Origin of the sequence: Paenibacillus sp. EKM212P, from assembly GCF_011066115.1 — a bacterium.
GTDB lineage: Bacteria > Bacillota > Bacilli > Paenibacillales > Paenibacillaceae > Paenibacillus > Paenibacillus polymyxa_B.
In genome coordinates, this window is the sequence record NZ_JAAMNR010000004.1 from 543,625 (window position 1) to 568,450 (window position 24,826).

The window sequence follows — 24,826 nt, forward strand, 5'->3', positions numbered from 1 at the left end:
GATTTTCTAATCCACAATCATCCGTCCGGCTCCGCCGCCCTGCCAACGGCCTGCTGTTCGTTTTCCACGTCCGGCGCCTTCTAGAATAAGTACTAGCTGTCTATGCAGTTGAGCATGAGAATAATCTCTGTATTCCGCACCATTTCGGTTTGCGATGTAATGCTGAATGGACTCCCTGTCTACGACTTCTGAGTTTAGGCACATGAGCGCAAACATACAATCCATCGGATCTGTGGCACCACTTTTAAGCAGCTCGGATGCGAAGTATCGCATCGTCTCTGGGCGCAATGTACTTTGATACAAGCCCGCGAACGGGACATGGATATCACTCCATGTGTTGAATTCGGTAGCCATGTCAGCAAAATCCTGATAATCGGAGCGAAGTACAGCTCCCTCTTTAAGCTTGAATCTCCCCAGCTCTATCTCATCCAGACCGATCTCTGCCTCATCCTCCAGCACGATATCTGCATGATGAGCGGTGAAATCCGGGCGATCTGTTTGTTCCAAAAAGAGCATTTTCAACACCGACAGTCGCCCGGTGGCTGTATACGGTACTTCCTGCTCCTGCTCCAGCAGATACAGTCTGCCCTTATGCTTCACAATGCCTCTGCCTACGGTCAGCGTGTGTTCTCCGACGGTCACATTCATTCCGGTAATGATGCCATCCGAATAATCCTGATACCGGATATCGAGAAAGCTGCGGGGGTAGTCCCGCAGGTTCTCTAGCATCTCGGTTTTGAGAATACGGCCTTTCTCGAACTTCGGCACGATATGGGTTAACATGTGGTTTCCTCCTCTCTTCGCTCTGCGACGTCATTACTGCTCTTCTTTATTCAAGGGAACGGACAACCGATTCACACCGGGTGCAGGAGCCGGGACAGGCATCTCTGTCAGCGATGGATTTTGCTTAATATACTCAGAGTAGTCCAGCCAATTTTTGTTCACCACATAGGTACGAGCGATTTTGTCATGCAGCGCCTGCTTTTTTTCAGTGAAAGCTGCCATGATATAGCCTACAAATATAGTGACTGAGCTAATGATTTTACCCCAGTAGCGGGCGTTGGCCCGTCCGAAAGATATTTTTTCATTATTTTCATCCACAACGACAATCCCCGCAGCCAGCTTGCCGACCGTTCCTCTGCATTTTGATGATTCCATGATGGTGTGGTAAAGCCAATCCAATAAAAGAGGGCCAAAAATAATAATAGCTCCCAAAATTCTCACCGACACATCGTCTAAGTGTGAAACAAACTCCAAAAAATTCGGCATTTTTACGAACGCAGAGACAAACCCTATCGTCACAAACGGCAACGTATCAATCAAACGAATAGTCACAAATAAAATAGTATAATCTAGCAAATGGGCTAAAAATCTTTTCCAAAAACCAGCGTACATCCTGCTGCTCCCCCTGTTTGAAGACTACGGTTCATAATGATCTTAGAATCTATTTATCTACCTTTACATCCCAACTCCGCGCCCAGCCTGCTCGCGAAGGATATAGTCCAGCTCGCGTTTGTCCACAACATAGGTACGGGCGATCAGATCGTGGAGGGCCTGTTTTCTCGCCGTAAAGGCTGCCATAATAAAGCCGGCGAACAAAATGATGACTGATAGAAGCTTACTCCAGTAGCGTGCACTTGCACGTCCAAAGCTGAGCTTATGGTTAAACTCATCTACCACAACGATACCGAGAGCCAGCTTGCCCACCGTTGCTTTGCATTTGGACGATTCCATAAGCGCATAATATAGCCATATAGCTCCCCAATTCAGCAAGGTCTGTCCTATTGTTTTCATTGTAAAAATATAAGTAGATCCATCTGAGAGCAAAGAGCTTTCTGCCGGAGATGGCGCCCAATCTCCAATGGCCTGAATGATGATCCAGATCAATCCAATTATCATAAATACAAACCATAGAATAAGGCTATCGATGATATAAGCCAAAGTTCGTTTCCAAAAACCTGCATACAGCACGTTATCTCCTCCAAGTGTTGTGTACTTTTCTGATTTCAGCATTTTGCGAAATCCTTAATTTACTATTTCGTGCCGTCAAAGAAATCCAGCTCGGAGAGATCATTTTCGAAAGCAAAAAAGCGTTTGGGTCCCAGATGCAGCAATTCATCTCGGCGGGTAATCGGGACTACATAAAAGCCCCAGCGGCTATCTCCGACAAAAACAAAATATTTCGTTTCCCCATTACGGATGGAGTCCGTATCATCCTGCGGGATATCCCGCCCGTACAGCACGGCAATTTCCTCATACGGCATGGGTTCAAAAGCTTCTGGCCGACTACGGTACACATGACGCTGACGCAGCTTGCCGCCGTCGGCCGTCAGGAAGAACTCTACCTCAGCCGCATGAGACGGCCGGGAAATGGAACCGCGTACCCGGTTGCTTTCCAAACTCGCAATCAGCTCTTTCTCGCGCCCCGTATGCGTCCATGCGCTGACCGTGTACGGAATAGCAGGAATATGATTCGTAATGACAGGCTCAATCGTGCCCATTTTTTTAGCGTTCAGGTAACGGATAGCCCCGCGCAGACAGGCCATTTTCAACTCAGGTACCCGGCTGAGGTCCTCTGCCTTTTGACGAAACTCAATACTGCGCCCCGGTACAAATTCCTTGAGTGCTTCGCGAAATACGTCAATCCGGCAGGACTGCCCGGTTAGCTTGATAATCGAATAATCCTGCAAGCGCCCCTCCAGATAAAACTCATCCAGAAACTTGCGCACAATATTGTAGATGTCCGCCTTAAGAAGTTGCTGTATCTCCCGAATGTTAAACACCACATCAGGCAGACCATATTCATCACGAAACCGTCCGTTCTCGATGACTGAAACCAGCCAACGGTCCATCACTGCAATGTTCAGGTCGCTTTCAGCAGATAATACCTGCTCGGATTCGAAGCGGCTGCGCAAGATCCCCGTGCGTAGAAAAAATTCCTTTTTCATATTTTCTGCCGCGCTCCACAATAGATGAAAATTACTCAGTACCCGCTGATATTCATCCCGTGTAGCATGTTCATACTGTTTGAACGCGGTAGGCAAGATGGCCTCTGCCTCTCGGTAGCGTTCCTCCAGTCCCGCATATACAGCATCTACACCAAACTCATCCACATGACGGTACAAATCTCCCGAAGGAATGCCGATCAGGGCATCAATATCGGTGTCAGGCAAGCGCGTCTCGGCAGCATAATAACCTGCAAATACAATTTTCATAAACTGCATAATCCGATACGTCAGATTGTTTCCACCAAAATTGGTATCCCCATTTTCATACGTTGTGTGAATATCCAGCTTGTAAGCAATACGTCCGTCCTCAATTCGGAATCGGCAGGAAGACAAATCTGTCGTGCCTCCACCACAATCAATAACAAGTGCCTGATACTCCTCACCGTCCGCAAAAGTCCCTCGTTCCATCTGGTCTGCCAGCGTGTTGTACAGCACAGCCAGCCCTTCGTCCAGCGCATCCTCCGCTTCAATCTGGTAATCAGGCAAAATATCACTAAACATCTCTATAAACTGGGGCTGCAGCTTTACGGGAGCAGAAAAGTGCAGGTTGCGAAACCGACACTTAAATTGCTGCTCGGCTGTAGCAATCACATAACGGATAAAAGCAGCTAAAATATCACTGCGGGAAGCGGTTGCTGTATTCCCCTCGGAATCCATTAATTCCTCGATTCGCTTATAATCGTTGACCCACCGCTTGATTCCCCGCAATACTGTTGCACGGCTGCCTGCCACGTCAGATCCACGTAGTGCATCTTCTCCAAAAACATAAAAGATATGTTCTGGATTGGAGCAATCTGCGACGCGAATAGCAGTCGGCAATACTTCGATCCAGTCGCCTTCTGCCCCTTCTGGGCCGGGGAATGACACATAATTGATGGCGTTCAGCCTTACTGTGCTGCTCATACCTGTATCAGGAGCCGTAACGTAGGAGCTATCCAAATAAGCACCTGCTGTGGTGTTCGAGGTGCCAAAATCAATCGCAAGTACCGCATCTGTAGTTTCCGTGCCCCGAATGATCAGCTCTGCCACCGGAATCCGGTGACCTTGAAGCTTCAGCGGCAGCATTGGCTTATCTCCATAGTAGAGGTTATAAAAATATTCTGATTCCTGTCTTCGCAGAAATAGCAGGCTATAACTATGATTGGACGTCTCTCGCAGTTCAGCATCACGATGACGAGAAAGATAATATACGCCTGTTCGTGTCTCATCCTTCACCAAATTCAAAACACCGCACAGTTCTCCTGTTGCATTCACCAGCAGCACATTAGATGAGCTCAGCCAAGGCAAATCGGATTCAATCCGGTAGTTGTCCATGCGACCTGTGCGTACACCCTGATACAGCGTGATTTTGGCGGGAACCCGGATGCCGTTGCTCTCCTGCCGACGGTCGTTCCAGTTTCGCTGTAGTGCCGATTCCATGCGTTCAAAGCCGCCAGGATTCGGCCTTGTGATGAGTAAATGCTCTTCCGCGCTCCGAAATCGCAAAATCACGCGAATCAACTCTTCACGTGCCGTGCGATTGGCAAAGCCCTCGACCAGTCGTTCCTTATCGCATATCCCGCGTAACTGAAAGGTCGTCATTTGCTCCAATTCCGCCCGCGTGTATTTCGCCGTGAAGCGTATGCTTTTTCGATCGGTGAGCGGGTCTAGCAACCTGTATGTATAGGGTCCGTTCATCGTTCACATGTCCTTTCTTAGCCATTTAGCCTTAATAGAGGGCGATAGCGTCTATTTTCATCGTAGGATCTTCCTCCAAAATGCCGAAATGACTTGTCCAATACAATTCCGTCGTAAAACGTGCCGGAAGAAACAAATCCAGAATCAAATCCACTTTAATCCGTGACAATGGTGTCTCCTCTTGGCCGATATAGATGAGCAGTTCGTCTTTTTCCTCACAATTGGTGTAAATGATTGAGCGATGAAAGACGCGCCGCATCGTTTCTTTTAGCAGATGTACGGCTTCTCCTGTTTCATACAGGCGCAGCAATCCTTCAGCAATCGCGTCCTGATCCTCACGGTTTAATTGTCCAAAGCCTTCCTTTACCTTCGGGCCAAAAATGCCCTCTGCAATATCACGCCAAACAAACCGGATATGGTACTCCCGCCGATTCATTCCTTGATACAAGTCCATTTCCGCCAGGAAATGCATCATAATATCAAATAGCGATTCTCTCAGCTCTAGATACTCTTCAGCATCCGGTGGAAACAGATCCCGAAAAATAGAATAAAAGCGGTAGTACGGATTGATTTCCACTACCTGCTCCAAATGGGAAGTATTCAACTCTGCCAGACTAAGCTCCATATACGGAGAGTAGCTGACAGCGGGTACGAAGCGGAATTTATCTACATCCAGCCCCTGTTCCCTCGCGCGCATGAGCAAATCCCAGACGTAATTCACACCCATTCTCCTTCACACTTGTACTCCGGAAAATACATCTGCACTTCCGATACTAGAAAGCTCATTAAATCGGATAAAATATAAGGAGGCGCGGTGGGCAAAACATCGTCAGAACTACGTCTGAACCCCAAACGCATGATCTGCTTGCCTTCCTCTGTCCGCACGTTATCGCTGACAAACGGATTTAACGGATACGTCTGGGTTTTGGTTACAAGGTTGCTTACATCATTTCTCCCTGCACCTCCCCAAATGTCCACACGTTCCAGCTCCAGCCCCTGCGCTGCTTCAAACGAGTTTACGATGCGCATGATTTCCGCCTTGGCACGGACAATCACGGCCTGTTTTCCTGCATAGCGGCCCAAAAAGCTGTCCTGTCGCCGATTGGACAATAACGGATAAGTCTGACGACTAAGTCTCGTTGTAACAGGCTTCGTAACCTTCAACACATTCCACTCGCCAGACTTATCACGTGGTGTGACAATCGTCAGTTCCTCTTCTGTACGCTTGATATACCGGATATCGCCTTCAGTCCCGTCAATCAAGTAACCATGCTCAGGACCTGTTTTTCGTAAAGGCAGCACATGCTCATAGTTCACACGATCCATAGCGGGTATAGGAAAACCGCTGTTCTTTAGAGATAGCCTTTCAATGTTCCAAAGCGGAAAAACGTCACCCTTCTTAAAAACGTCGAATTCCTCTAATGAAATTGTAATTTCATGAATTTCTTCATGGGCGGCCGGCTCGCCGTCTCCACCAATCAATACACAGTCCACAAACTTATAAGCGTACGGGTGATTAATTGTTTTCCACGGCATGCCATTTTGCATAAAGGTGTGATATAACTGCTCAATCTCCAGAATATAAGAACGGTTATGCTCCAGACGAAAACGAATCGGATAATTGCCGGTTTCCGTGACCAACATTCCTGAGAAAATTCGTTTGCTGCGCACCAGCGCTGAGATACATTCGGTCTCCATCTCAAGAAAAAGCGTAAACAGCGGCATCGCACCGCCTTCGCGTACCACCTCTGCCACACGGCTGATGTCCATCTGCTTTTCCTCCGTATCAGACGGTAACACAGGATATAAAAATTCATGAATCGGGTCATAGTCCTCACGCGATGTCAATGACACGTACACATCAATCTTTTCTTCCGTATTCTCAATTTCCTCAAATACCCGCCGTTCTAGCTGGCGGGTCATTTCTTCCTGATATTCGACGAGGTTCATAAATACCCCCGCCATCATATTTTTCAGTAAACGTCTCTGCTCTAAATCGTCCATCTTGCTCAAACGGTCCTGTACCAGCTCTTTCACGACGTCTCACTCCTTTCCGGCTCCAGCATTCATTGAACATGAAAAACTTAACTTCCGTTCACAGCAGCCCGATCTTGGTTCTCTGAATCAGACGCTCCTGCTGCTTTAGAAGCGGAATCAGCAGTTCCTTGCTCTTTGTTGGTATCCATCTTGGCCGAAGCGGCAGTTCCATCGCCTGTACCCATGCTCTTTGCAGCCGAAGAGGCTTCCTTCTTCGCGGGTGTAGTTCCCGCTGAAGCCGTTGGCGCAGCCTTCATTTGCGATTCTGCAGCAGGGGTTGCAGCAGCGGAAGATGAAGCTCCACCCGCTGTATCCCCTGCGTCCGCGTCGTTCAACGCTCCGTCAGACAAGCCCAATCCAGCAGGAAGCTGACCATTTTTCTGCTGTTCCGCGCTCTGCTTTTCCTCCGCCTTGGCAATGCTCCGCTCCAATGCCAGAACACTTTCGAGCTTATCAATCTCCTGATAAATTTCCTGTGCCCCGCTATAGGCATCAATGGCTCCTTCATAATCGAGATCCTTCATCATCCGATCCCCTTTGGCCTGAAGTTTGCCAGCTTGAATCTCCTTAAGCTGCTGCTGGATAGCTGTCAATTTATCGTTGGCCTCGGTAATTTTCTTCTCCAGTTCTTTTTGCGCAGACGTATAACCGGATTCCATCGCAGCCTTGTTTGCTTTCTTGTACAGCTTAAGCGCATTCGTGTAATCGCCGCCCTGAAATTTTAAATCTCCGTCCTTCATCCAGCTCGCTGTCTCGGCATAGCTGTCCAATTGATCGATTTTATGCTCAATATCCTTCACATTAAACGGTGGATATAGCCCGGCGCTTTTCCGTGCTTTCTCGTAGCTGGCTTCAGCTTTGGTAAAGTCCGCCTTTTCCACGTAGCCGTCTCCGTCCACCAGCAATTGAGATAGTTTCTGCTCGGCTGTATACAATCGCTTGTGAATTTTATCGTTAATTTTAACCGCCGCGTTTTTCGCTTCGCTGTAGGACTTGAGTGCCTTCGCATAATCCCCTGTCCTTGCATAATCGTCTGCCGCTTGGGCTGATTCAATCATCGTTTCCAGCGCAGCTGCCTTATTCGCAGCCATACGAGCCAGCGTAATCCATGCTCCCCCGCCCACAACAATAAAGACAAGCAACGCAAGCAAAATCCGTTTGATCAACTTGCGGCGGTTTTTAGGCTTTTCCTGAAAAACTTTATTTACATAAATGGCCGCAGCCGTGTAATTATTCACCGTCCGGTGCTGTTTGCTTAGCAGAACCTCTTCCAATGTGTCCGTCAGCATGACCGGGTCCTTCGCTTCCTCCAGCGCCCCCAGCATTTCCGCCAGCTCGACGTCCTCCCACATCCCTGATGTGGCAAGCAGGATTACATCTCCATCTGCAAGCTGCGTCTTTTTGGCGTAATGGGCATGAACTCCATTCGGATTTCCCAAGTATTCCAGCAAATTACCTCGTTCCTCATGTGTGCTGGTCGCTTCGTCTGGAATGCGTCCATCATCTGCCAATGACTGAGCCAGACTATGATCTTTACTGCGAAAATTAAGCCTTCCATTGCGAAAATGATATAGCCGCACATTACCGCACGAAACATACACCATTTTGTTATAGTTGGTCACTACCATCAGCAGACTGGCTTTGAGCCGAACGCGACGGCTTTCAAATTGCAGCCATTCCTGCGCTTCACGCAGATCTCTCATCAAGCGCCGTTTGGACATGGAAGGCTTCTCCATGAAGTTTTCCAGCACCGTTTTGACAACCATTTCTGCGCTGCGCAGCTCCTGATCCGAATCCAGACCGTCTGCGAGGACATAACAGGCCATGTCGTCCGTCTCCATGAATGCAAAATAGTCCCGGTTGTCTATGTAAGAGCCCGCTTCCGACACAAAGGCGGTACTAAAATCGCTGTTGTCCTTGCGCATCGCTACCCCCGTCTTTCTGGTTTCATCCTATCGCCAAAATAAGTACTGTCGCATTATCCTGACTCTTAAAGCCTTTATCATTAATGACGTCGATCATGGCATCCGCTGTTTCCTGCGGTGTTCCACCCTTGCGCATAATCTCTTCCAATTCAATCTCCGTCAGCGCCTCTTGAATGCCATCGCTACACAGCAGCACATGATCGCCTGAATACAGACGAATCGGTGCACTACCCAGTTCCATGCTCTCAAAGCCCTCATAGCCCAAGTAGTTGACCAGTTGATTGCGCACTGGACTCGTTTTGGCTTCCTCCGAGGTCATTTGTCCAGCAAGCACTCGTTCCTCCAGCAGTGTTTCCGCTGTATGCTTGGAATTGACTGTTTGGAAATGACCATTACGGTAAATCGTAATCAGGCTGTCGCCCACCGCTCCGTAATACAGCTGATAGCCGCACACAATGACCGCAGCCAGCGTCGTTCCTCCGCCCTGTCCATTCAAATTTTGCAAAATGCCGCGATTGCTTTGAGTTGCCGCCTCTGCAAAATATCCGTTCAAATTCGTTGCATTTTCCAGCTTGGCAAACGCCTTCGTAAAAGTCGTCACAGCCAAGGTACTGGACATACGTCCATTGGCCAGTCCACTAATACCGTCTGCGACAACAGCCAGCGTACCGACAGGTGTCGTCATACTGGAGAAATAATCATCCTGCTCGCTCCGGCTCCCGATCGTTTGACCATTTCCGATCTCAATTCCACTCACGGTACGGCTGCCGGAACTTCGCGTCAGTCGTATACGGATCATGAGCAGAACAGCGAATAATACCGCAGCTCCACTTACAACAAAATAAGGCTGCATATCGTTACCTCCCTGCACCATTGCCCAATTCCATCCTAGTTTTCGTTATCCCACTCAAAATGGGCGCCACACAGCGGGATAAAGATAAATTTGCTGTGTCCCAGCTGAATCACGTCATAGGCAGCCAGCTCTGCTGGTGAATATACCGCCTCGTTATTGTGGTACGCCAAACCTGATGAATCGCCTGGCAGCAAGTAAAAGTTGCGTTTCTTCGGATCATACACAATAACCGCATGATTTCTGCGAGAAATCGTGTTGTCCCCGATAATGCGGACATGCATTTCTTCTGCGCGTCCAATAAAGTTCTTCTCCGCCATAATGCGATAGTCCTGACCCACTTGTGCTCCTTCGATGCATACCAGCCATCCAGTTACCGGATGAATCCCCACCGTCTCACCCAAATACGGCATTGTTTTGTCATTATCTCCCGCGACGTTTGTTTTCGCTGCTGGCTCCGCGCTCTTGGGTGCAGCTATATTTACTACCGTGTTGCAATAAGGACACGTATTTCCGTGCTTTCGTGTACTGAACATGTGTCCGTTCGGGCATCTTGTCAAACTCATAGTCGGTTCCTTCCCCCATTGTCATGATTGTCTTTTCAGCGATCTGAGAATTTTGCAGCATCCTCATCTATTTAACGAGCACCCTCGTATTGGCAATATATAATAAGTCACCTGAGTAAATCCGGTATGGCTCACCACTTTCCAACTTCTTGGTTACACTTTCGTTGGCAGACCGTAAGCCTGTACCATTACCGGAATCCACATCCTCTACAAACCAGTCGCTATTCACCCGGTTGAGTACCGCATGTTCCACACTTATCAGGGAGGCATAATCTGTACCTGCCAAATCAATATCCGCCTCCGAACGTGACGTCGTTTTGCCGATTAAGAGCGACGTTTCGCCTTCGATATACCATTCTTTAATGGACTCGCCCTCTTCATCAATCAACACCAGCTTGGCAATCCGCTGACGTTGTGCCCTTGACTTGGCCACAGGTACAACGGACACCAGATTGCGCAGTATGTATACAAGCACGCCGATTCCAATACCTATCGCGACCACGGTTTTCAAACCGCTGTAGCCTGTACGATTAAACACATAAAAGGCGATCGCCAGCATCAGCCCGAACATGGCAACATCTATGATGAAAACCCATCTGTTCTGCGCCGTTTTCACTGCTTGCTTCCCTCATTTCTATCCTGAAATCATCATTTTTTACGAATACCAAAAAATTGGTTAAACATCGCTGAGGTATCCGTCGGATCACCGGTTTTTTTCGTTTTTTTCCCTGGTGAGCCTTCCTTCGTTTTCGGATGAAAACCAAAAAATTGCTCAAAATCAGTTCCTATGTCAGCCGGATTGAATCCTTTGGCTGTCGTACGCGCACCACCGGAAGATGTAGCCCCTCTCCCTCTCTCTTGCTGTTCCCCGCCAGCTCCCTCAGTTTTTCGGATGAGCTCGGCATCGTATGCCTGCCGCAATGCTTCGTCACGCAAGGTATTGTAAGCCTCGTGAATCAGCTTGAACTTGCGCGTTGCTTCCTCGCTTCCCTGGTTGGTATCAGGATGATACTTTTTGGCCAGTTTACGGTAAGCCTGCTTAATCTCTGCCTCCGAAGCATCCCGGCTGACACCGAGCAGCTCATAGTAGTTGGTCATTGTGTGATGTTCCCCTCTCCGAAAAAAATAAATATTAAGAGACCCGTAGGCCTCTTAATATTTATCCACCCTGCACTTGTGTGCCGGGTGAGTGTGTGTTTAAGCTGCACTTAACGTGAAGACGTTAAGCTTAAACCGGATATCCGCCGTCGATTGTAGCCAGCTCTGTTTTGTCTTTCTTTTGTTTGATGTAGAGTGTAAATGCACCTACACCTTCTGTGTCGCCGAAGTGCTCGTTGTAGTCTACAACGAAAGCATTCGGGAAGTGGATTTTACGCACAACTTGATCAGCTGCGATAACTTCCAGTGTTACTTTACGGTAGCTGTCTGCTTTTTCAGCAGGAACCAGAGACCACAAAGCCAGTTTCAGCGTGTCATCCGCGCTGTCACCGTCTACTGCTGTGATGATTTTACCGCTGATGCGCAGCGTGGAGCCTACGTCAGTCGAACGTGCATTGGAATCGTCCGGTGTATCGGTGTCATAAATAACCGTTTGGATGTTATCCAAGCCCAGCTCAATTGTTTCTTGTCCTTCTACTTTCAATCTGAATCCCATGTGTGTTGCCTCCTTGAAATTAGGTAATATGATGGCGGGAGATGCAGAGCTTCTCCGCGATTTATGTATAAAGGCGGTTCTGGATAGAAACGCCTCTAACATCTTTCGTAGTGCTCGGATCATGATTTGACCGAGCTGGTTCCCTTAGTGATCATGACTTCCAGGTTCTTCACATTACCGTTGAAGACCAGATCGATATGGCACATATTGCTTTTCTCATCAATAATGAAGCTCATATCGTCTCCGTCCTGAATGATCGAGTTAACAGATCCTCTGCTGCTCAGCCACTTGCTCTTCTGACTGCTCGGATTGTTACTGAAGAAACGGACGATATTTTCGTGTTTGAAGTCCCCTGTCTGGTAACGCAAAATACGTTCAATGTACGTGCTGACCAGCGTCTTGTAGATGGAGTCAAAACCGTCCTCGGACATCGCCATGCTTCTCGCCTTGTAGACGGTAATCCGGCGGATATCCTTATCCTGGATCTGAGCATTCTCGGACGAGAATACAAAGCCGAAGTTTTTACGGTTGATGGCATCCTTGATCGTGTTGGTGAAACCGGTGATTTCCTTGGCCATCGTCGTCACCGTACGCAGACTGTTGTCTCCCGCTTCGATGTCGAAGCGTACGCCAGGGAAGTTTTTATTGACCGTTTTGAACGTTTCACGCAGGTACTCAGGACACTGATAGGAAGCGACCAAGCCGGCGGCAACGTAGGCTGCACCTACATAAACGCCCTCGATCCACAGCTTGAGAATATCCTCTTTCTCCTTAGAGAGCTGTACACCGTCTTCGGTCTGTAGCATTTTGCTGTCAATAATGACACCCGATTTGTCCTTCGGAATAATCGTAAAGTTCGGTACACAAGGAATGGCAAATTCGCTATATTCTCTGCGAACGAGACTGGCGCATTTATCGACATATTTATCGATGCCTGCTGTTGCCATACTGTTGAAGGTCGTTTCTTCACCGGATTCAAAGTTAAAGAACATTTGAATTTTGTAATCCTTCACGACTTGCAGCAGCATCGAGAGCGATTCCATAGAATTTCCGCCCTGCTTAACGACCCTCTCGTTACCCTTGAAGCGTTCACGTGAAACCTTTACCTTACCGGCTGCTTCCAGCTCGACGGATGGAACGATACCGAACCAGATCGTGTCGCTGAATTCATTCTTAGCATTCACAGTGTTCAGGTACGTTTCCAGGCGCGGGATATTGCTGCTTTTCACCAGCATGTCCAGCTTGTTGTTCGCCACCAGCATTGTCGGCAGCATACCTTTGCTCTTCGTTGCATATTGATCGAAGAACATTTTGACACCGAGGATTTTCTCCACAAGCGGCTTAACCGCCTTTACGAAATCGTCCTTGGCATTTTTATAGAACTCCAGATACGTGTTGTAGTTTTGAACTTCAACCGCTGTATCCACCTTGGTCTGAACAGCTGGCAGTGGCACAAATGTGCGAACCACCAAATCCTTCACATAGTCAGAAGGCGTATCTGTGATGGAGTTATAATCCTCTTCGAATACTTGGGAGAGATCGCCAGTGCTGTTTTCATCCAACAGCATCAGCTCAGTGCTGTCGCTCTTCGGCGCTTCAATAATTTTCAGTTCGCCGCTTTCCCCAATGGAGAGCATACCCACCTGGATCAGCTCACCGGAGTTTTCCTCTTGGGCGCCACCGAGCAGAAGGCGGGTTTTGATGTCCTCAATTGCCAGTGGGAGCATAGCCATAACGTTGTTATAGTTCTGACTCGCTTCCTCGAACATTCCATTCAGCTTGTCACCCATGTCGAGTTTCTTCGGATCGCCATCATCCAGCTTGTCGTATTCACCGTACATATAGTGAATCTCTTTGCGGACTTGACGAATATCATCCATAACCTTTTTCGGTGAAATCATATCCAGCAGATTTTCAAATTTGAAATCTACATTGGTGATTCCTTGACTGCGCTTGGTATCAATGAGCGTAAACAACATTTTCAGAAAATCATTACTTTGATTTACACGAATTTCAGAAATGCTATCCTCATCAATTCCCTCTGGCTTTTTAAGGGTGTAGACGACTTTTTGATTGGCCGCGTTAAAAAACGAATACACGGTCGGCGAAAACTTATCCAAAAATTCGTCAAAGCTGCGCACCAGAAGGTGCTGATTAATTTCCTTGATCTTCTCATCGCTCAAGCTGTCAATACCCTTCACATCACCTACAATGGTGATCAGGTCCAGCTTTTCCGGGTTAATCTCTTCAAAAAGCATTGTCCGGTTGGTTTGATAAATGATTTCCATCGCTGTCGGCAAATGAACAAAGTATGAGTTATAGGTCCATTGCTCCATATACGGACATGGGATGTCCAATTTGAAACGGACGAAACTCATTTTTAGTTCTTTTGCCTCCTCCCCCCTACTTAACATTTAAATTCGTCAAAGGATTGAGCTTATACCACATTTAAGGTACAGGCATGTAACCTCGAAAATCGGTCCGAAGCGTTATTCGGCTTTTAACGGCAAAGCATGCAAGTGAGATGTATTTCCAAAATCAAAAGTCAGATAACACAGAAATTTTAAATTTATGATTTCGTATTCCTAACTTCAATCCCAATTTTTGCCGTTGATACGAGAGCTATCATACAAAGCACCCTTCAGTTTTGTCAATTTCTGTAGTCTCAGATTGAAACAGGGCATTTTGACTCATTTTATGCGTGAATACGTAATTTTTATGATATGTTAGACCTGTTTCTTCAGGGAAATATTCACAAATGGAACTCAATTACCGATAGAAGTCCATTGGATATTTCTGATAAGCGTAAAAGAATCAAATTCATGGCTAATGTGAGGGTTATCAGCTATTTTGATCCTTTATCCCTTATATCCCAAGGATTAGGAGAGCTGATCCCCCCACGTTGGCCTCGGCGATGGAGGAGCTTATGTTCAGAATAAGGAAACTAGGGATTATCGTTTTCATGACTTTTGTACTATTTTTACAAATGAGCCTAAACGGGGTCATTTGCACTGTAAATCAGGCTAATGCAGCATCTTTAGGTGCTGTCCCGATCGAGGGTTACGATGCCGTTTTTGTACTGGATACCAGTTATTCCATGAGGGATACCGATCCTGAAGGCATTGCCGCCGAAGTCATCAATATGTTTATGGATTTGAGTGATGCAGACCGTACGCGCGTCGGATTCGTTGCCTACAATCACCATGTGGTCGCCTCGAAACCACTGACTTCGATTGCCGTGGCAGCGCAAAAATCCCAGATCCAACAGGAAATCAGAACGCTAAACCGTTCCGGTTATACGGATTTGGGACTTGGGCTGCGCAAAGGCTCAGAGCTGCTAGCGGCAGGAGCATCCCAAGGGCGTCAGCCTTTTATGATTCTGTTGTCTGATGGAGAGACTGATTTTGGTGCCTCCTCTGGTTCCCGATCCAAAGGTGACTCCAATAACGATGTGTCCTCTGTCATCAAATCTGCACAGACCAAGGGATATCCGGTGTACACAATTGGTCTGAACCATGATGGCACAGTGAACCGACAAGAACTCGAACGGATCGCTTCTCAAACGGGTGGAGCTTCTTTTATTACGAGTAGTGCCGAGGATCTGCCGGAAATTCTGAACCGTATTTTCGCCAGTCAAATTCGTTCCAAGCTCGTCCCAATTGCTGCAATTACGACTACTGGCGAGATGCAAGAATTAACTGTAACTCTACCGGACTCTAGTATGGAGGAAGCCAATTTGGTGCTTTTGTCGGAGCATCCCCTTCTGGAAACACAGCTATATTCCAATTCAGAAAATGTCCGCAGGTACAAGTCGAGCCGATATGCGATTTTAAAAATCGAGCATCCACAGGCAGGTAAAGTGAAGTTGAAGCTACGGGGCATACGCGGAGATTTGGTGAAAATCAATTTACTTGGCAGCTATCGACTGGAAGCCGAGGCTACCATGGGAGGAAAGCAAGCAACGGCAACTGATGGCGACAAGCCTGTGCAGTTGCTGAAAGGTCAAGCGACACCGTTTCAAGCTCAGCTTCTGTTGCCGAACAATCAAAAGCTTACAGATGAAGCCGTATATACGTCTCTCCAAGCCCATATTGTAGTTACTCCCAAGGGGGGCACAGCCAAAAAGGTGCCTATGACCTATAAGTCAGGAGCCTTTCATACCGAATATGCGTTCCCTCAAACCGGGGATTATACATGGCAGCTATCTCTGGATAGTCCGCAATGGTACCGTAAGGGAACTGTACATAAGGTTCACGCGGCCAATGCAGCACCACAGGTCTTAAAAGACCTGACGATTCACCTGGTAAAGGAAGACGGTGATTCCCGTCGAAGTTTATCAGATTTTATTGTTGACCCGAATCATGACAAGCTGAACTATAAGCTGGATTCAGAAGCCTCTGGGGATACGATCCATGCTGAGATTAACGGTAATGATCTGCTGCTATCCGAGCTCCACACAGGTGACTCACAGCTGAAGATTACCGCTACCGATCCGGAAGGAGCATCCAGCAGCGCTACACTAACCGTTTCTGTACAATCCCGGTATACAGCCATTAAATGGACGGTAGCCATCAGTGTCGTAGTAGCCGCTCTTCTGTATTGGTTCTTGCGGCCGAAGCCGCAGTTTGCCGGAAGAATTGAAGGATATTTTCTCGCTACAGCAAGTGGACAGGAGATTCCGGTAAAATCTTGGCCGCTCACCTCCTTTCCGGGCCGTAAGGTCAGCTTGCAGGAATTGTTCCGTACGCTTGACGTTCACGAACCGTTGCCAGAAGCGGAACGGATCCTATTTTCTGCAGGTAAAAAAGGGAGCCTAATCGTGAAACATGATACACGCTGTGCCTTACAGCATGGAAAGGTCAGATTAGCCCGCAACAAAAAAGCGGTCATGGAGTACAGTGACAAATTGTACATTACATTCGAGGATGGTGTCACTGAAATCGAGCTGCGATACAAAGCGATTAAACCGAATACTTCAGTGTACACCGACCATATCCAAGCTCCGACAGGATAATGTCCGTCACAACGTAAAAAAAGAGAAGCACCGTCTCTTACGATTAACGAACCGTAAGAGTAGGGCGCTTCCCTTTTTTTATCCAATATTCCGCACGTAGTGCGGCTTTAAACCATCGAAGTGAGCGGCAACGCTTGTTAGCCTGTACCTCCAGACCACGCCGAATGACATACGGCAGCAGAGAAAGTCCCGCATTTTCAATCTGAATCCGCTCGGAATGATCTGCAAACAATCGGCCTGGCACATCTGGCGGAGGTGCTCCTTTTCGGCAATAATACAGCGTGGCGGCCAAACTATAGATATCCGACACAGGCCCCTGCTGCGAACGATTAGAGTAAAATTCCAGCGGAGAATAGCCCGCCGTGGTAAAGATCGGATGCTCTTTGCCTTCAAAATGCACAGCCGAACCAAAATCAATCAGCTTGATGTTGCCATTTTCCCCAATCATAATGTTGCCCGGCTTAATATCCCGGTGAATAATTCCTTTGTCGTGAATGTACTCCATGGCATCAATTAAAGGTAGCACCGTGTGGTACAAAAAAGTGGGATCAGATGTTGGCACAGCTTCTTCTTTCATCATTCGATCCAATGTCTTGCCTGCACAGTATTCCATGACCAGATAGGCAGTTCCATTTTCCTCAAAGTGATCTATATAACCGACAATTCCCGGATGACTTAACTCCTTCAACATTTGCCCTTCACGCAAAAAATAATGCATAAACTCCACGTATTTGGATTGCATAGAAGCACCGCAAGTGACCGTTTTTCGATCCATCCCTCGCAAAGCCAGGGCATTCGGAAAAAATTCCTTCACAATGACCTTTTCTCGGTTATCCAACAGCCTTGCCGTATACACGATGGCCAGCTCACTGCGGGACAAGGCGCTTCGAATTTGATATGTATTTCGCAGCTTCGTATTGCGGGCAAGCAGATTCCCGCTTGTATCCACGATCATGACTCGTCCTCCTGTCAGGTTCTTAGCTTATGTCTTTTGTATATATCGGCTTATTACACATCTTTTTATTATACCGTAAAATAGATTATTGGAAAAACAAATAACCTGCCATAATCTCCCTTAGAGAAATGATGACAGGTCTTTTGGCATTCATCTGGTTCTTTTTTCTCAAATCGTTTAACCCAGTTTCGTTCCAGGCTTCATGCTGCGCACACTGTTCGTATTTTTCTTCCGTTCACTGCGCAGTTTGCCTTTGCCTTGTTCTGGAGTGCGAATGGTGAGGGCAATTAGGAATGATACGACACACAGCACAGCAATCGTGGTAAAGGTCGGGATGAATCCGCCGAGCAAGGCTGCGATAAATGACCCCGCCAGCGCACCGAGGCCAAAGCCTTGATACACAACACCATAGTTTTTGCTTTGATTTTTCAGACCGAAGAAATCAGCTACAATGGCAGGAAAGACTGTAATGTTGCCGCCGAAGCAAAAAGCAATTCCTGCTACACAGGCAAAGAATAAACCAAAATTCAGCGGTACCAGACTCAGCACTGTGACTGCGACCGCCGTTGTCAGCAACGCACCCGCTACTACTTTCAGACGACCTACTTTATCCGATAGCGCACCCAGTATGATCCGGCCCGCCGTGTTGAAAATTGCGACCATAGCGACCGCATTAGCAGCTGTTGCTACATCTAGGCCGGCCATCCGTACGCCGATATCTTTGACGACTCCAATCAGGTAGAGACCACTCATACAAGCAGTAAAGAACATTACGAACAACAGATATGCCTGCTTGGTGCGCAGCATTTCTTTGACGGTGTAGTCCCGCTGTACAACCCCATTTTGTACCGAAGGCTTGTTCAGGACTACAGCTTCTCTTACCAGGAAAGAACCACCCACAATCATAATCAGCACGATCATTCCCCAATATAAAAACGCTTGTGATACGCCAACGGACTGAATCAAAGAACCATTAATATACTTGAATATAAGACTGCCTGTTCCATATGCCCCGACCGAAATACCGGAAATAAGTCCTTTTTTCTCAGGAAACCATTTAATCAGATTCGACAGTGATGTAATATATGCCGTTCCATCCGCAAAACCTACGACAATACCCGCCAAAATATATAGCAGGGACAGCGATGTTACCTGCGAACTGAGCATGAGACCGGCTCCTAACACGACACCTGCACACAAAATCAGACGACGTAGTCCCCATTTATCCTGTAGTTTGCCTGCGAATAACGTAGCAAACGCCAGTGCAAAACTGGTAATTGAAAATGTAATGGCAACCGAACTGAGGTTCCAGCCAAAGCGGTCCACCAACGGTTGATTAAATAAACTCCATGTGTAAATGGTTCCTAATCCCATCTGGACAATTATTGTTCCAAGTACGACAAGCCAACGATTTCCGCTGTTTGTTTTCATTTCAATCTCCTCTTTTCATTCCGGCTCTACAGCGTCAATTTGTGATCATCATAACCGGGAATCCAGTACGCTTTGCGCCTGTGGAGGAGCAAGTCTGTAAGGATTCTCTCTACATGGATTATTATAACCCTGCATATTAGCCAGAAATCGTTTGAGGAATGAAATGCACATATAGCGGAATGAAATGCCTTTAAAGTCGCATAATTTGCCGAAATTCCTTGGCCTTGCTACGGCTTACCGGAATTTCAGCTTCTAGTCTACGCAAACGCAAGAGATACGTATGATTAAACCAAGGTACAATTTCACGGATCTGCGACAAATTCACCGTGTACGATCGGTGACAGCGGAAAAAGTCCTGCTGCGGCAGCCGGGCATGAAATTCCGAAATGCTCATCGGCATCGTATATTCTTCGTGCCTTGTAAAGACATGGGTCACCTTTTCCTGCGCACACGCATAGTAAATATCGTTTGCATCCGTTACGATGATTTTGTCATTTTTCAGCAGATTAATACGACCTGGCGCAGCAACGGTGCTGGCTTCGGCAGCTCGGGGTTGCGCCGTCTGAACAGGCTCCTGTATTGGAACGTTCTGCTGCTCATAAGCATTTTCCAGCTTACGCAGCATAGATGCGATCCTTTTTTCATCATATGGTTTGAGGATGTAGTCGAACGCCTCCAGTTCAAAAGCCTGCGCCGCATGTTCTTTATAGGCGGTCGTAAAAATAATGTAGGGCTTTTTGGCAAATTTGCTAATGTTCTGTGCCAGTAGCATCCCGTCCAATGAAGGAATGTTAATGTCCAGAAAGATCGCGTCCGTCTCCTGATCTTGCAGAAACCGAAACACATCTAGCCCATCCTCGAAACTATCAGTCACCTCAATGTTGCTATGAGTCTGAATAAGATACTCCAGCTCTTCACGTGCCGGAAGCTCGTCTTCTACAATTATGGCCTTCATGACTTCTCCTTTGGTATGTCAAAATAAACTTCGGTGCCCGGCTCATGCTTTAGAATAATAACTCCTTCGCCGTACATAAGCTTGAGCCGTCTGTGCACATTGTACAAGCCGATCTGTTTAGCCGGAACCCGATCATGATACAGGTTATCCACAACATCATCGCGTATACCTACCCCGGTATCTGCCACAGAAATACGCACCTTTTCTCCACGATCCTTTACAGAAATAGTTACTGTACCTGACCCCTTTTTCTTGAGGATTCCATGATTAATCGCATTCTCAACCAGGGGCTGGATAATAAGACTTGGAATACGCACAGACACCTCATCCATTACATACTCTACCTGAAGCCGGTTGCCGAAGCGTGCTTTCTCAATTTCCACATAATCAGACACCTGCTGAAGCTCTTTATGAATTTCGATCAAATCATCATTCAGCTCCAAATTATAGCGCAGATAGCCCGATAAATTAATGATCAGCTCTCGTGCCTTATCCGGCTTGGTGCGTGTCGTAGAGGCAATGGCGTTCAGCGCGTTAAACAGAAAATGGGGATTAATTTTCGTTTGGAGCGCCTTTAGCTCGGCTTTATTCGCGGCTTCCTTAATTTGCTCCACACGCGACACTTCCATTAACGTGGAAATGATTTGAGACAAGCCAATCGCCATCGTTTGCAACGGATACGTGATTTTATAAGCTTTGCGATAATAAATCTTCAAGGTTCCAGTTACTTCTCCCCGCTCCTCTAACGGGATAATGAGCAGAGACTGGATTTGCGGTGTCTTATCGTCTGCAATATGGTTGCGAATCGTGATTTTACCGCTGCGGATCGTCGATTTAGTCACATCGCTAATAATCTCATCTCCGATGTGATAACGCTCTTCGCCAAAACCGACATAGGCCAGCACATCTCTGGTATCGGTAATCGCTACCGCGTCTGCCTTGATATCTTCTTTTATGATCGAACAAATGGTATGCAAGGATTCCGCATTAATGGAGCGAAAATAAGGCAACGTCTTATTGGCAATATCCAGTGCCAGCTTGGCCTGTCTGGCCGCGATATTCTCCTTTTCCCCCTCCACACTCTGGATTAACAGAACGATTAAACCGATACTGACTTCTCCGATAATCATGGGTAGACCGATCTTGGAAACGATGTCCACACCAAGGCCATGGGGTTGTGCCATCACCAGAATGAGCAGCATCGTCAACGCTTCACAGACCATACCTGCGGCGATACCGACTAGCCATCTCTTGGAACGATTAACCCGGCGACCGATATATCCTGACACCACACCTGCCAGAATACTTGTAATCAGACACGGAATCGAGGTCACTCCCCCGATATCAATTAGATAACGATGGATCCCTGATACAATACCTGTAACGATCCCAACCCATGGTCCAAACAAAATACCGCCCGCCATAATTGCAATGATTCGAACGTTAACCAGCGAACCTTCGACTTCAATCCCGGTGTACGTACCGAACAGTGCAAACATGCAAAAAATCAACGTTAGTAAGGTTAGCTCTGCCGGGGAATGACTGTTCTTTTGCAAGGTTTCCTTAAATCGTGGGATACGTGTAATAAAAAATAAACAAATTAGTAACAACGCTGCGCGCTCAAATAGCTGCATCAGCATTTCCAACAAGGCGTTCACCTGCGTTCCTCCCAAATAAAAACGGATATGCCTACATAGGTTGTGTTATCGTGTACGTCGTTCATACACACCATACCCAAGTATCATCAAGCCACATACGAATAAAATAATAACAAATATATTGTCAACAAAACTCGGCATATCAGGTTCTGACATAGAGATGCCCGAACTATTTAATTTAACAGGTACGGAATTCGTAGCCCATTGAATGACCGATATAAAGCGCTCCATCGTATAAATCACTCCGCTACCCAATAGGCTCAACACGCCGATCAACAAATATTTAAGCTCCATAAGAATTTATTCCCCCTTAATTACAAAGCATTTAAACTGCCACAAATTATACCATCAACTTCCATCTAATTATAGCTTCTAGAAATCCCCTCTTCATTTCCCTTCTTCAAACGCAGTAAAAAACCGGAGAGTACCGCTTGATAGCGATAATCCCCGGATCTCTAGTCCGATAATGAAGCATTTCAGTTATTTGCTTTTGCTGATTTCGGTAGGATTGTTGTCCTCCTTCTGATCATGTACCAGTTCTTTTAACTGGATAATCAACGTCTCCAGCTCATTAAACCCGGTCACCATATTGGAGGTTATATTTCGTTGCTCCTCTACTCCAGCCAAAATTTGCTCTGACGCTGCACTCGCTTGTTCTGTAACGCTTGAAAACTCCTCCATCTCTTGAACGACCTGAGATGAGAATTGCCGCATACTATTCGTACTGGCTTCCACCTCCACGGCCTGCAGCAGCACTTTATTGGCATTTTGCAGGATATCCTCCAGTACAATTTCGGTCGAATGGGCCGATTCCATACTCTGCTGTAGTCTTTGCTGCCCCATGTCAAATTGGCTTACGACAGAATCCATCTGAGTTCTCAGTTGGGTCAAAATACCTTCCATTGCCACCGAGGTATTCCCTACCATTTCAGCCAAATTACGCACTTCGCCAGCCACGATGGCAAATCCTTTTCCATGCTCTCCCGCTCTGGCAGCCTCAATGGATGCATTCAAGGACAGCAAATTGGTTTGTTTCGAGATTTGAGTAATATCTTTGAGCATGGCAGACATATTATCACTTTGTGTTTTAAACTCGTCCAATTCTTCTTTGGTACGACTCATAACCAGACCCAAATCCTTAATTTGAGACGTTAATGCAAGCAGTTGATTGCTCCCTCTGCTCCCGGCACTTTTCGTATCTTCGGAGAGCTGCTTCAATTCTCGGGAATGATCGGCAACCTCGCGCACGTGCTGGTCAGACTGAGCCAAGTTATCCGTTACCTCAGTGATATTCGAAGCTTGCATTTCTACCCCTTTGGCAACCTCCTGAAACCCGATGGCGACTTCATTCGTCACGCTGCCGGTAGCATCCACTTGATGCCTGAATCGTTCTGTGAAGCTATGCAATCCAGTTACAGCTTGTCCAACTTGTTCAAACAAAAATTCAATACGTTGCCTTGTGGCATCCATATCTTTATTTTGCTCTTCCGTTTTCTTAAACTGCTTTTGATTTAACACCGATACCACTAACAATAGCAAACCAATCAGTAAAACAATAATAAACTCGTGTATATAACGCAAAGGACCGGTAGCCGGGGGAGTTGCTGGCGTACCGATGGTAATTTGTATAAAAATATTACACAGATTTAAGACCATTGTTATCAAAAAGTATCGGTAAGATGGGTAGAGCAACAACAATGAGCAAATAAAGATCGTAGTCACTGCCTCCACGCTAGATAAGTTCACAAATATACATATTAATACGCTATATAACGTAATAATCCAAGGAATAAGGCGGATTCCTTTCTTTTTCATATTCAGAATCGTCAAAACTGCGGCGACTACAAATCCTACACCACTAGACACCCACACCGATGGATTAGATAATGCCGGGATGGTGCTGCTCAAGGTCATAATCCAAAAAATAATGATCACCAATTTGTTTCTTTGCCACAACAATTCATTCGTTCTGTCCATGATTGTGTATGCGCTCCTTAGATATATATTAGGTATTTATAAAATAAAAATGTAAATACCATACTATATATATCGTCATATCAGAACGCGTATTGAATGAAAATCGTACAAACACCACATTCCCTTTTAAACACCAAATCACAACAGGACAACTTTTTAAAGAGAAAGAGTATGTAAGTGTTAATAAATGAATGCAAGAAATCGCCCCCTAGTAGGGAGCGATTTTGAATACCTTTTTGATGATCTTCTGCAATTGAAAAAGATTCATAAACCAACTGAAAACATTAGGATTCCTTGTTTTCGGAAGCCTCTTCAGTGCCTTCAGTTGCCGCTGCATCACCTTCCACAGCAGCATTTTCTACTTCAACTGCACGCGGAACGATAATAGAAGCAAGCAGTTCTTCTTCAGGGACATGCAGTGTTACTCCTTTAGGGAGCTTCAAGTCGCTAGCGCTCAGCTTGTCGCCAACATCCAGTGCGGATACATCCACCTCAATGGTAGATGGTAAATCAGCAGGAAGGCCTTCGACTTCAACTTCCGTTTCCTGAACTTGCAGAATACCGCCTGTTTTTGTACCTACAGGTGTACCCTGATAATCAATAGAAACACGCACGCGAAGCGGTTTGTTTTTGGCAATTTTCAAAAAATCGGCATGCAGCCATTGGTTGTCACGCTGTTGATAATCTTTAATAATAACCGGAATGGTTTCTCCACCCTCTACAGTGAGGTTGAACACCTCTGAACGTCCGGTTCTGACTACTTTATTAAATTCCTTGGCATCGACATGTACAGGGGTTCCTTCAAGCTCAGAGCCGTAAACCACAGCTGGAATCCGTCCTTTTAACCTCAATTCACGAATAGCCGAACCCTTCTTCTCTGTTCTCGGCTGGGCGGTCAGTTGAATACTTCCTCCATTAGAACTCATGATATACAACCTCCTTCAGGTTACCTTACAAATGATTTTCCTCCAAGAATCTTGCCTGTTTACCAGTCGTACTACAGGATATAAGCCAGCAAGCTGGCAAAACTAAACAAGTCCATAATTCTATTTTACCCCTTTTTTCTGAAACTGACACACGTTTACATAAAAAAATAGCATTTCTCGAAATAATCGAAAA

At 46.6% G+C, this 24,826-nt stretch carries 21 protein-coding genes; 1 reads left to right on the forward strand and 20 read right to left on the reverse strand.

Going from position 1 to position 24,826, the window contains the following annotated elements; genetic code table 11:
• Nucleotides 1-6: 6 nt before the first annotated feature.
• From G9G54_RS15070 to G9G54_RS15130, 13 genes are all read right to left on the reverse strand, one after another.
• The gene (locus tag G9G54_RS15070; RefSeq protein WP_165178674.1) at nucleotides 7-783 is read right to left on the reverse strand and encodes a DNA and RNA helicase; all 777 of its coding nucleotides are present in this window, start codon (nucleotides 781-783) and stop codon (nucleotides 7-9) included.
• 33 nt (nucleotides 784-816) lie between these two features.
• A complete protein-coding gene (locus G9G54_RS15075) occupies nucleotides 817-1,395 on the reverse strand; it encodes an RDD family protein (RefSeq protein WP_165178675.1) in 579 nt (192 codons plus the stop codon).
• Nucleotides 1,396-1,458: 63 nt separating this feature from the next.
• Nucleotides 1,459-1,971 (reverse strand): RDD family protein, encoded by a 513-nt coding sequence (locus tag G9G54_RS15080; RefSeq protein ID WP_165178759.1) that lies wholly within the window; start codon nucleotides 1,969-1,971, stop codon nucleotides 1,459-1,461.
• Between the two features lie 62 nt (nucleotides 1,972-2,033).
• The gene (locus tag G9G54_RS15085; protein WP_165178676.1) at nucleotides 2,034-4,685 is read right to left on the reverse strand and encodes a molecular chaperone; all 2,652 of its coding nucleotides are present in this window, start codon (nucleotides 4,683-4,685) and stop codon (nucleotides 2,034-2,036) included.
• Nucleotides 4,686-4,716: 31 nt separating this feature from the next.
• Entirely contained in the window at nucleotides 4,717-5,406 is a 690-nt protein-coding gene (locus G9G54_RS15090; protein ID WP_165178677.1) for an iron-dependent peroxidase, read from the reverse strand.
• Complete coding sequence (locus tag G9G54_RS15095) at nucleotides 5,403-6,722, reverse strand: normocyte-binding protein (protein ID WP_165178678.1); 1,320 nt, start codon at nucleotides 6,720-6,722, stop codon at nucleotides 5,403-5,405. The genes G9G54_RS15090 and G9G54_RS15095 overlap by 4 nt, the downstream gene beginning before the upstream one ends.
• Before the next feature lie 47 nt (nucleotides 6,723-6,769).
• Nucleotides 6,770-8,647, reverse strand: coding sequence for a serine/threonine protein phosphatase (locus G9G54_RS15100; protein WP_165178679.1), 1,878 nt, complete (start codon nucleotides 8,645-8,647; stop codon nucleotides 6,770-6,772).
• A 22-nt stretch (nucleotides 8,648-8,669) separates the two neighbouring features.
• Entirely contained in the window at nucleotides 8,670-9,500 is an 831-nt protein-coding gene (locus G9G54_RS15105; protein ID WP_165178680.1) for a PP2C family protein-serine/threonine phosphatase, read from the reverse strand.
• A 35-nt stretch (nucleotides 9,501-9,535) separates the two neighbouring features.
• The gene (locus tag G9G54_RS15110; protein ID WP_028542470.1) at nucleotides 9,536-10,063 is read right to left on the reverse strand and encodes an FHA domain-containing protein; all 528 of its coding nucleotides are present in this window, start codon (nucleotides 10,061-10,063) and stop codon (nucleotides 9,536-9,538) included.
• 67 nt (nucleotides 10,064-10,130) lie between these two features.
• Entirely contained in the window at nucleotides 10,131-10,679 is a 549-nt protein-coding gene (locus tag G9G54_RS15115) for an FHA domain-containing protein (RefSeq protein WP_165178681.1), read from the reverse strand.
• A gap of 32 nt (nucleotides 10,680-10,711) precedes the next feature.
• Nucleotides 10,712-11,161 (reverse strand): J domain-containing protein, encoded by a 450-nt coding sequence (locus G9G54_RS15120; protein WP_165178682.1) that lies wholly within the window; start codon nucleotides 11,159-11,161, stop codon nucleotides 10,712-10,714.
• Nucleotides 11,162-11,291: 130 nt separating this feature from the next.
• Complete coding sequence (locus G9G54_RS15125) at nucleotides 11,292-11,717, reverse strand: hypothetical protein (RefSeq protein ID WP_013311475.1); 426 nt, start codon at nucleotides 11,715-11,717, stop codon at nucleotides 11,292-11,294.
• Nucleotides 11,718-11,836: 119 nt separating this feature from the next.
• The gene (locus G9G54_RS15130) at nucleotides 11,837-14,005 is read right to left on the reverse strand and encodes a transcriptional regulator (protein ID WP_165178760.1); all 2,169 of its coding nucleotides are present in this window, start codon (nucleotides 14,003-14,005) and stop codon (nucleotides 11,837-11,839) included.
• Nucleotides 14,006-14,643: 638 nt separating this feature from the next.
• On the opposite strand from G9G54_RS15130, the gene G9G54_RS15135 reads away from it, so the two are divergent.
• The gene (locus G9G54_RS15135) at nucleotides 14,644-16,731 is read left to right on the forward strand and encodes a vWA domain-containing protein (RefSeq protein WP_238808099.1); all 2,088 of its coding nucleotides are present in this window, start codon (nucleotides 14,644-14,646) and stop codon (nucleotides 16,729-16,731) included.
• A 43-nt stretch (nucleotides 16,732-16,774) separates the two neighbouring features.
• Here the strand turns inward: G9G54_RS15135 and G9G54_RS15140 are convergent, their stop codons facing one another.
• From G9G54_RS15140 to G9G54_RS15170, 7 genes are all read right to left on the reverse strand, one after another.
• Entirely contained in the window at nucleotides 16,775-17,686 is a 912-nt protein-coding gene (locus G9G54_RS15140; protein ID WP_165178684.1) for a serine/threonine protein kinase, read from the reverse strand.
• 177 nt (nucleotides 17,687-17,863) lie between these two features.
• A complete protein-coding gene (locus tag G9G54_RS15145; protein ID WP_165178685.1) occupies nucleotides 17,864-19,117 on the reverse strand; it encodes an L-lactate MFS transporter in 1,254 nt (417 codons plus the stop codon).
• A gap of 190 nt (nucleotides 19,118-19,307) precedes the next feature.
• Nucleotides 19,308-20,072 (reverse strand): LytR/AlgR family response regulator transcription factor, encoded by a 765-nt coding sequence (locus G9G54_RS15150; protein WP_165178686.1) that lies wholly within the window; start codon nucleotides 20,070-20,072, stop codon nucleotides 19,308-19,310.
• A complete protein-coding gene (locus G9G54_RS15155) occupies nucleotides 20,069-21,730 on the reverse strand; it encodes a sensor histidine kinase (RefSeq protein WP_172828267.1) in 1,662 nt (553 codons plus the stop codon). The genes G9G54_RS15150 and G9G54_RS15155 overlap by 4 nt, the downstream gene beginning before the upstream one ends.
• Before the next feature lie 45 nt (nucleotides 21,731-21,775).
• Nucleotides 21,776-22,024 (reverse strand): hypothetical protein, encoded by a 249-nt coding sequence (locus G9G54_RS15160; protein ID WP_165178687.1) that lies wholly within the window; start codon nucleotides 22,022-22,024, stop codon nucleotides 21,776-21,778.
• A 186-nt stretch (nucleotides 22,025-22,210) separates the two neighbouring features.
• Nucleotides 22,211-23,707, reverse strand: coding sequence for a methyl-accepting chemotaxis protein (locus tag G9G54_RS15165; protein ID WP_165178688.1), 1,497 nt, complete (start codon nucleotides 23,705-23,707; stop codon nucleotides 22,211-22,213).
• 284 nt (nucleotides 23,708-23,991) lie between these two features.
• Nucleotides 23,992-24,633, reverse strand: coding sequence for a 50S ribosomal protein L25 (locus tag G9G54_RS15170; RefSeq protein ID WP_165178689.1), 642 nt, complete (start codon nucleotides 24,631-24,633; stop codon nucleotides 23,992-23,994).
• Nucleotides 24,634-24,826: the final 193 nt, after the last annotated feature.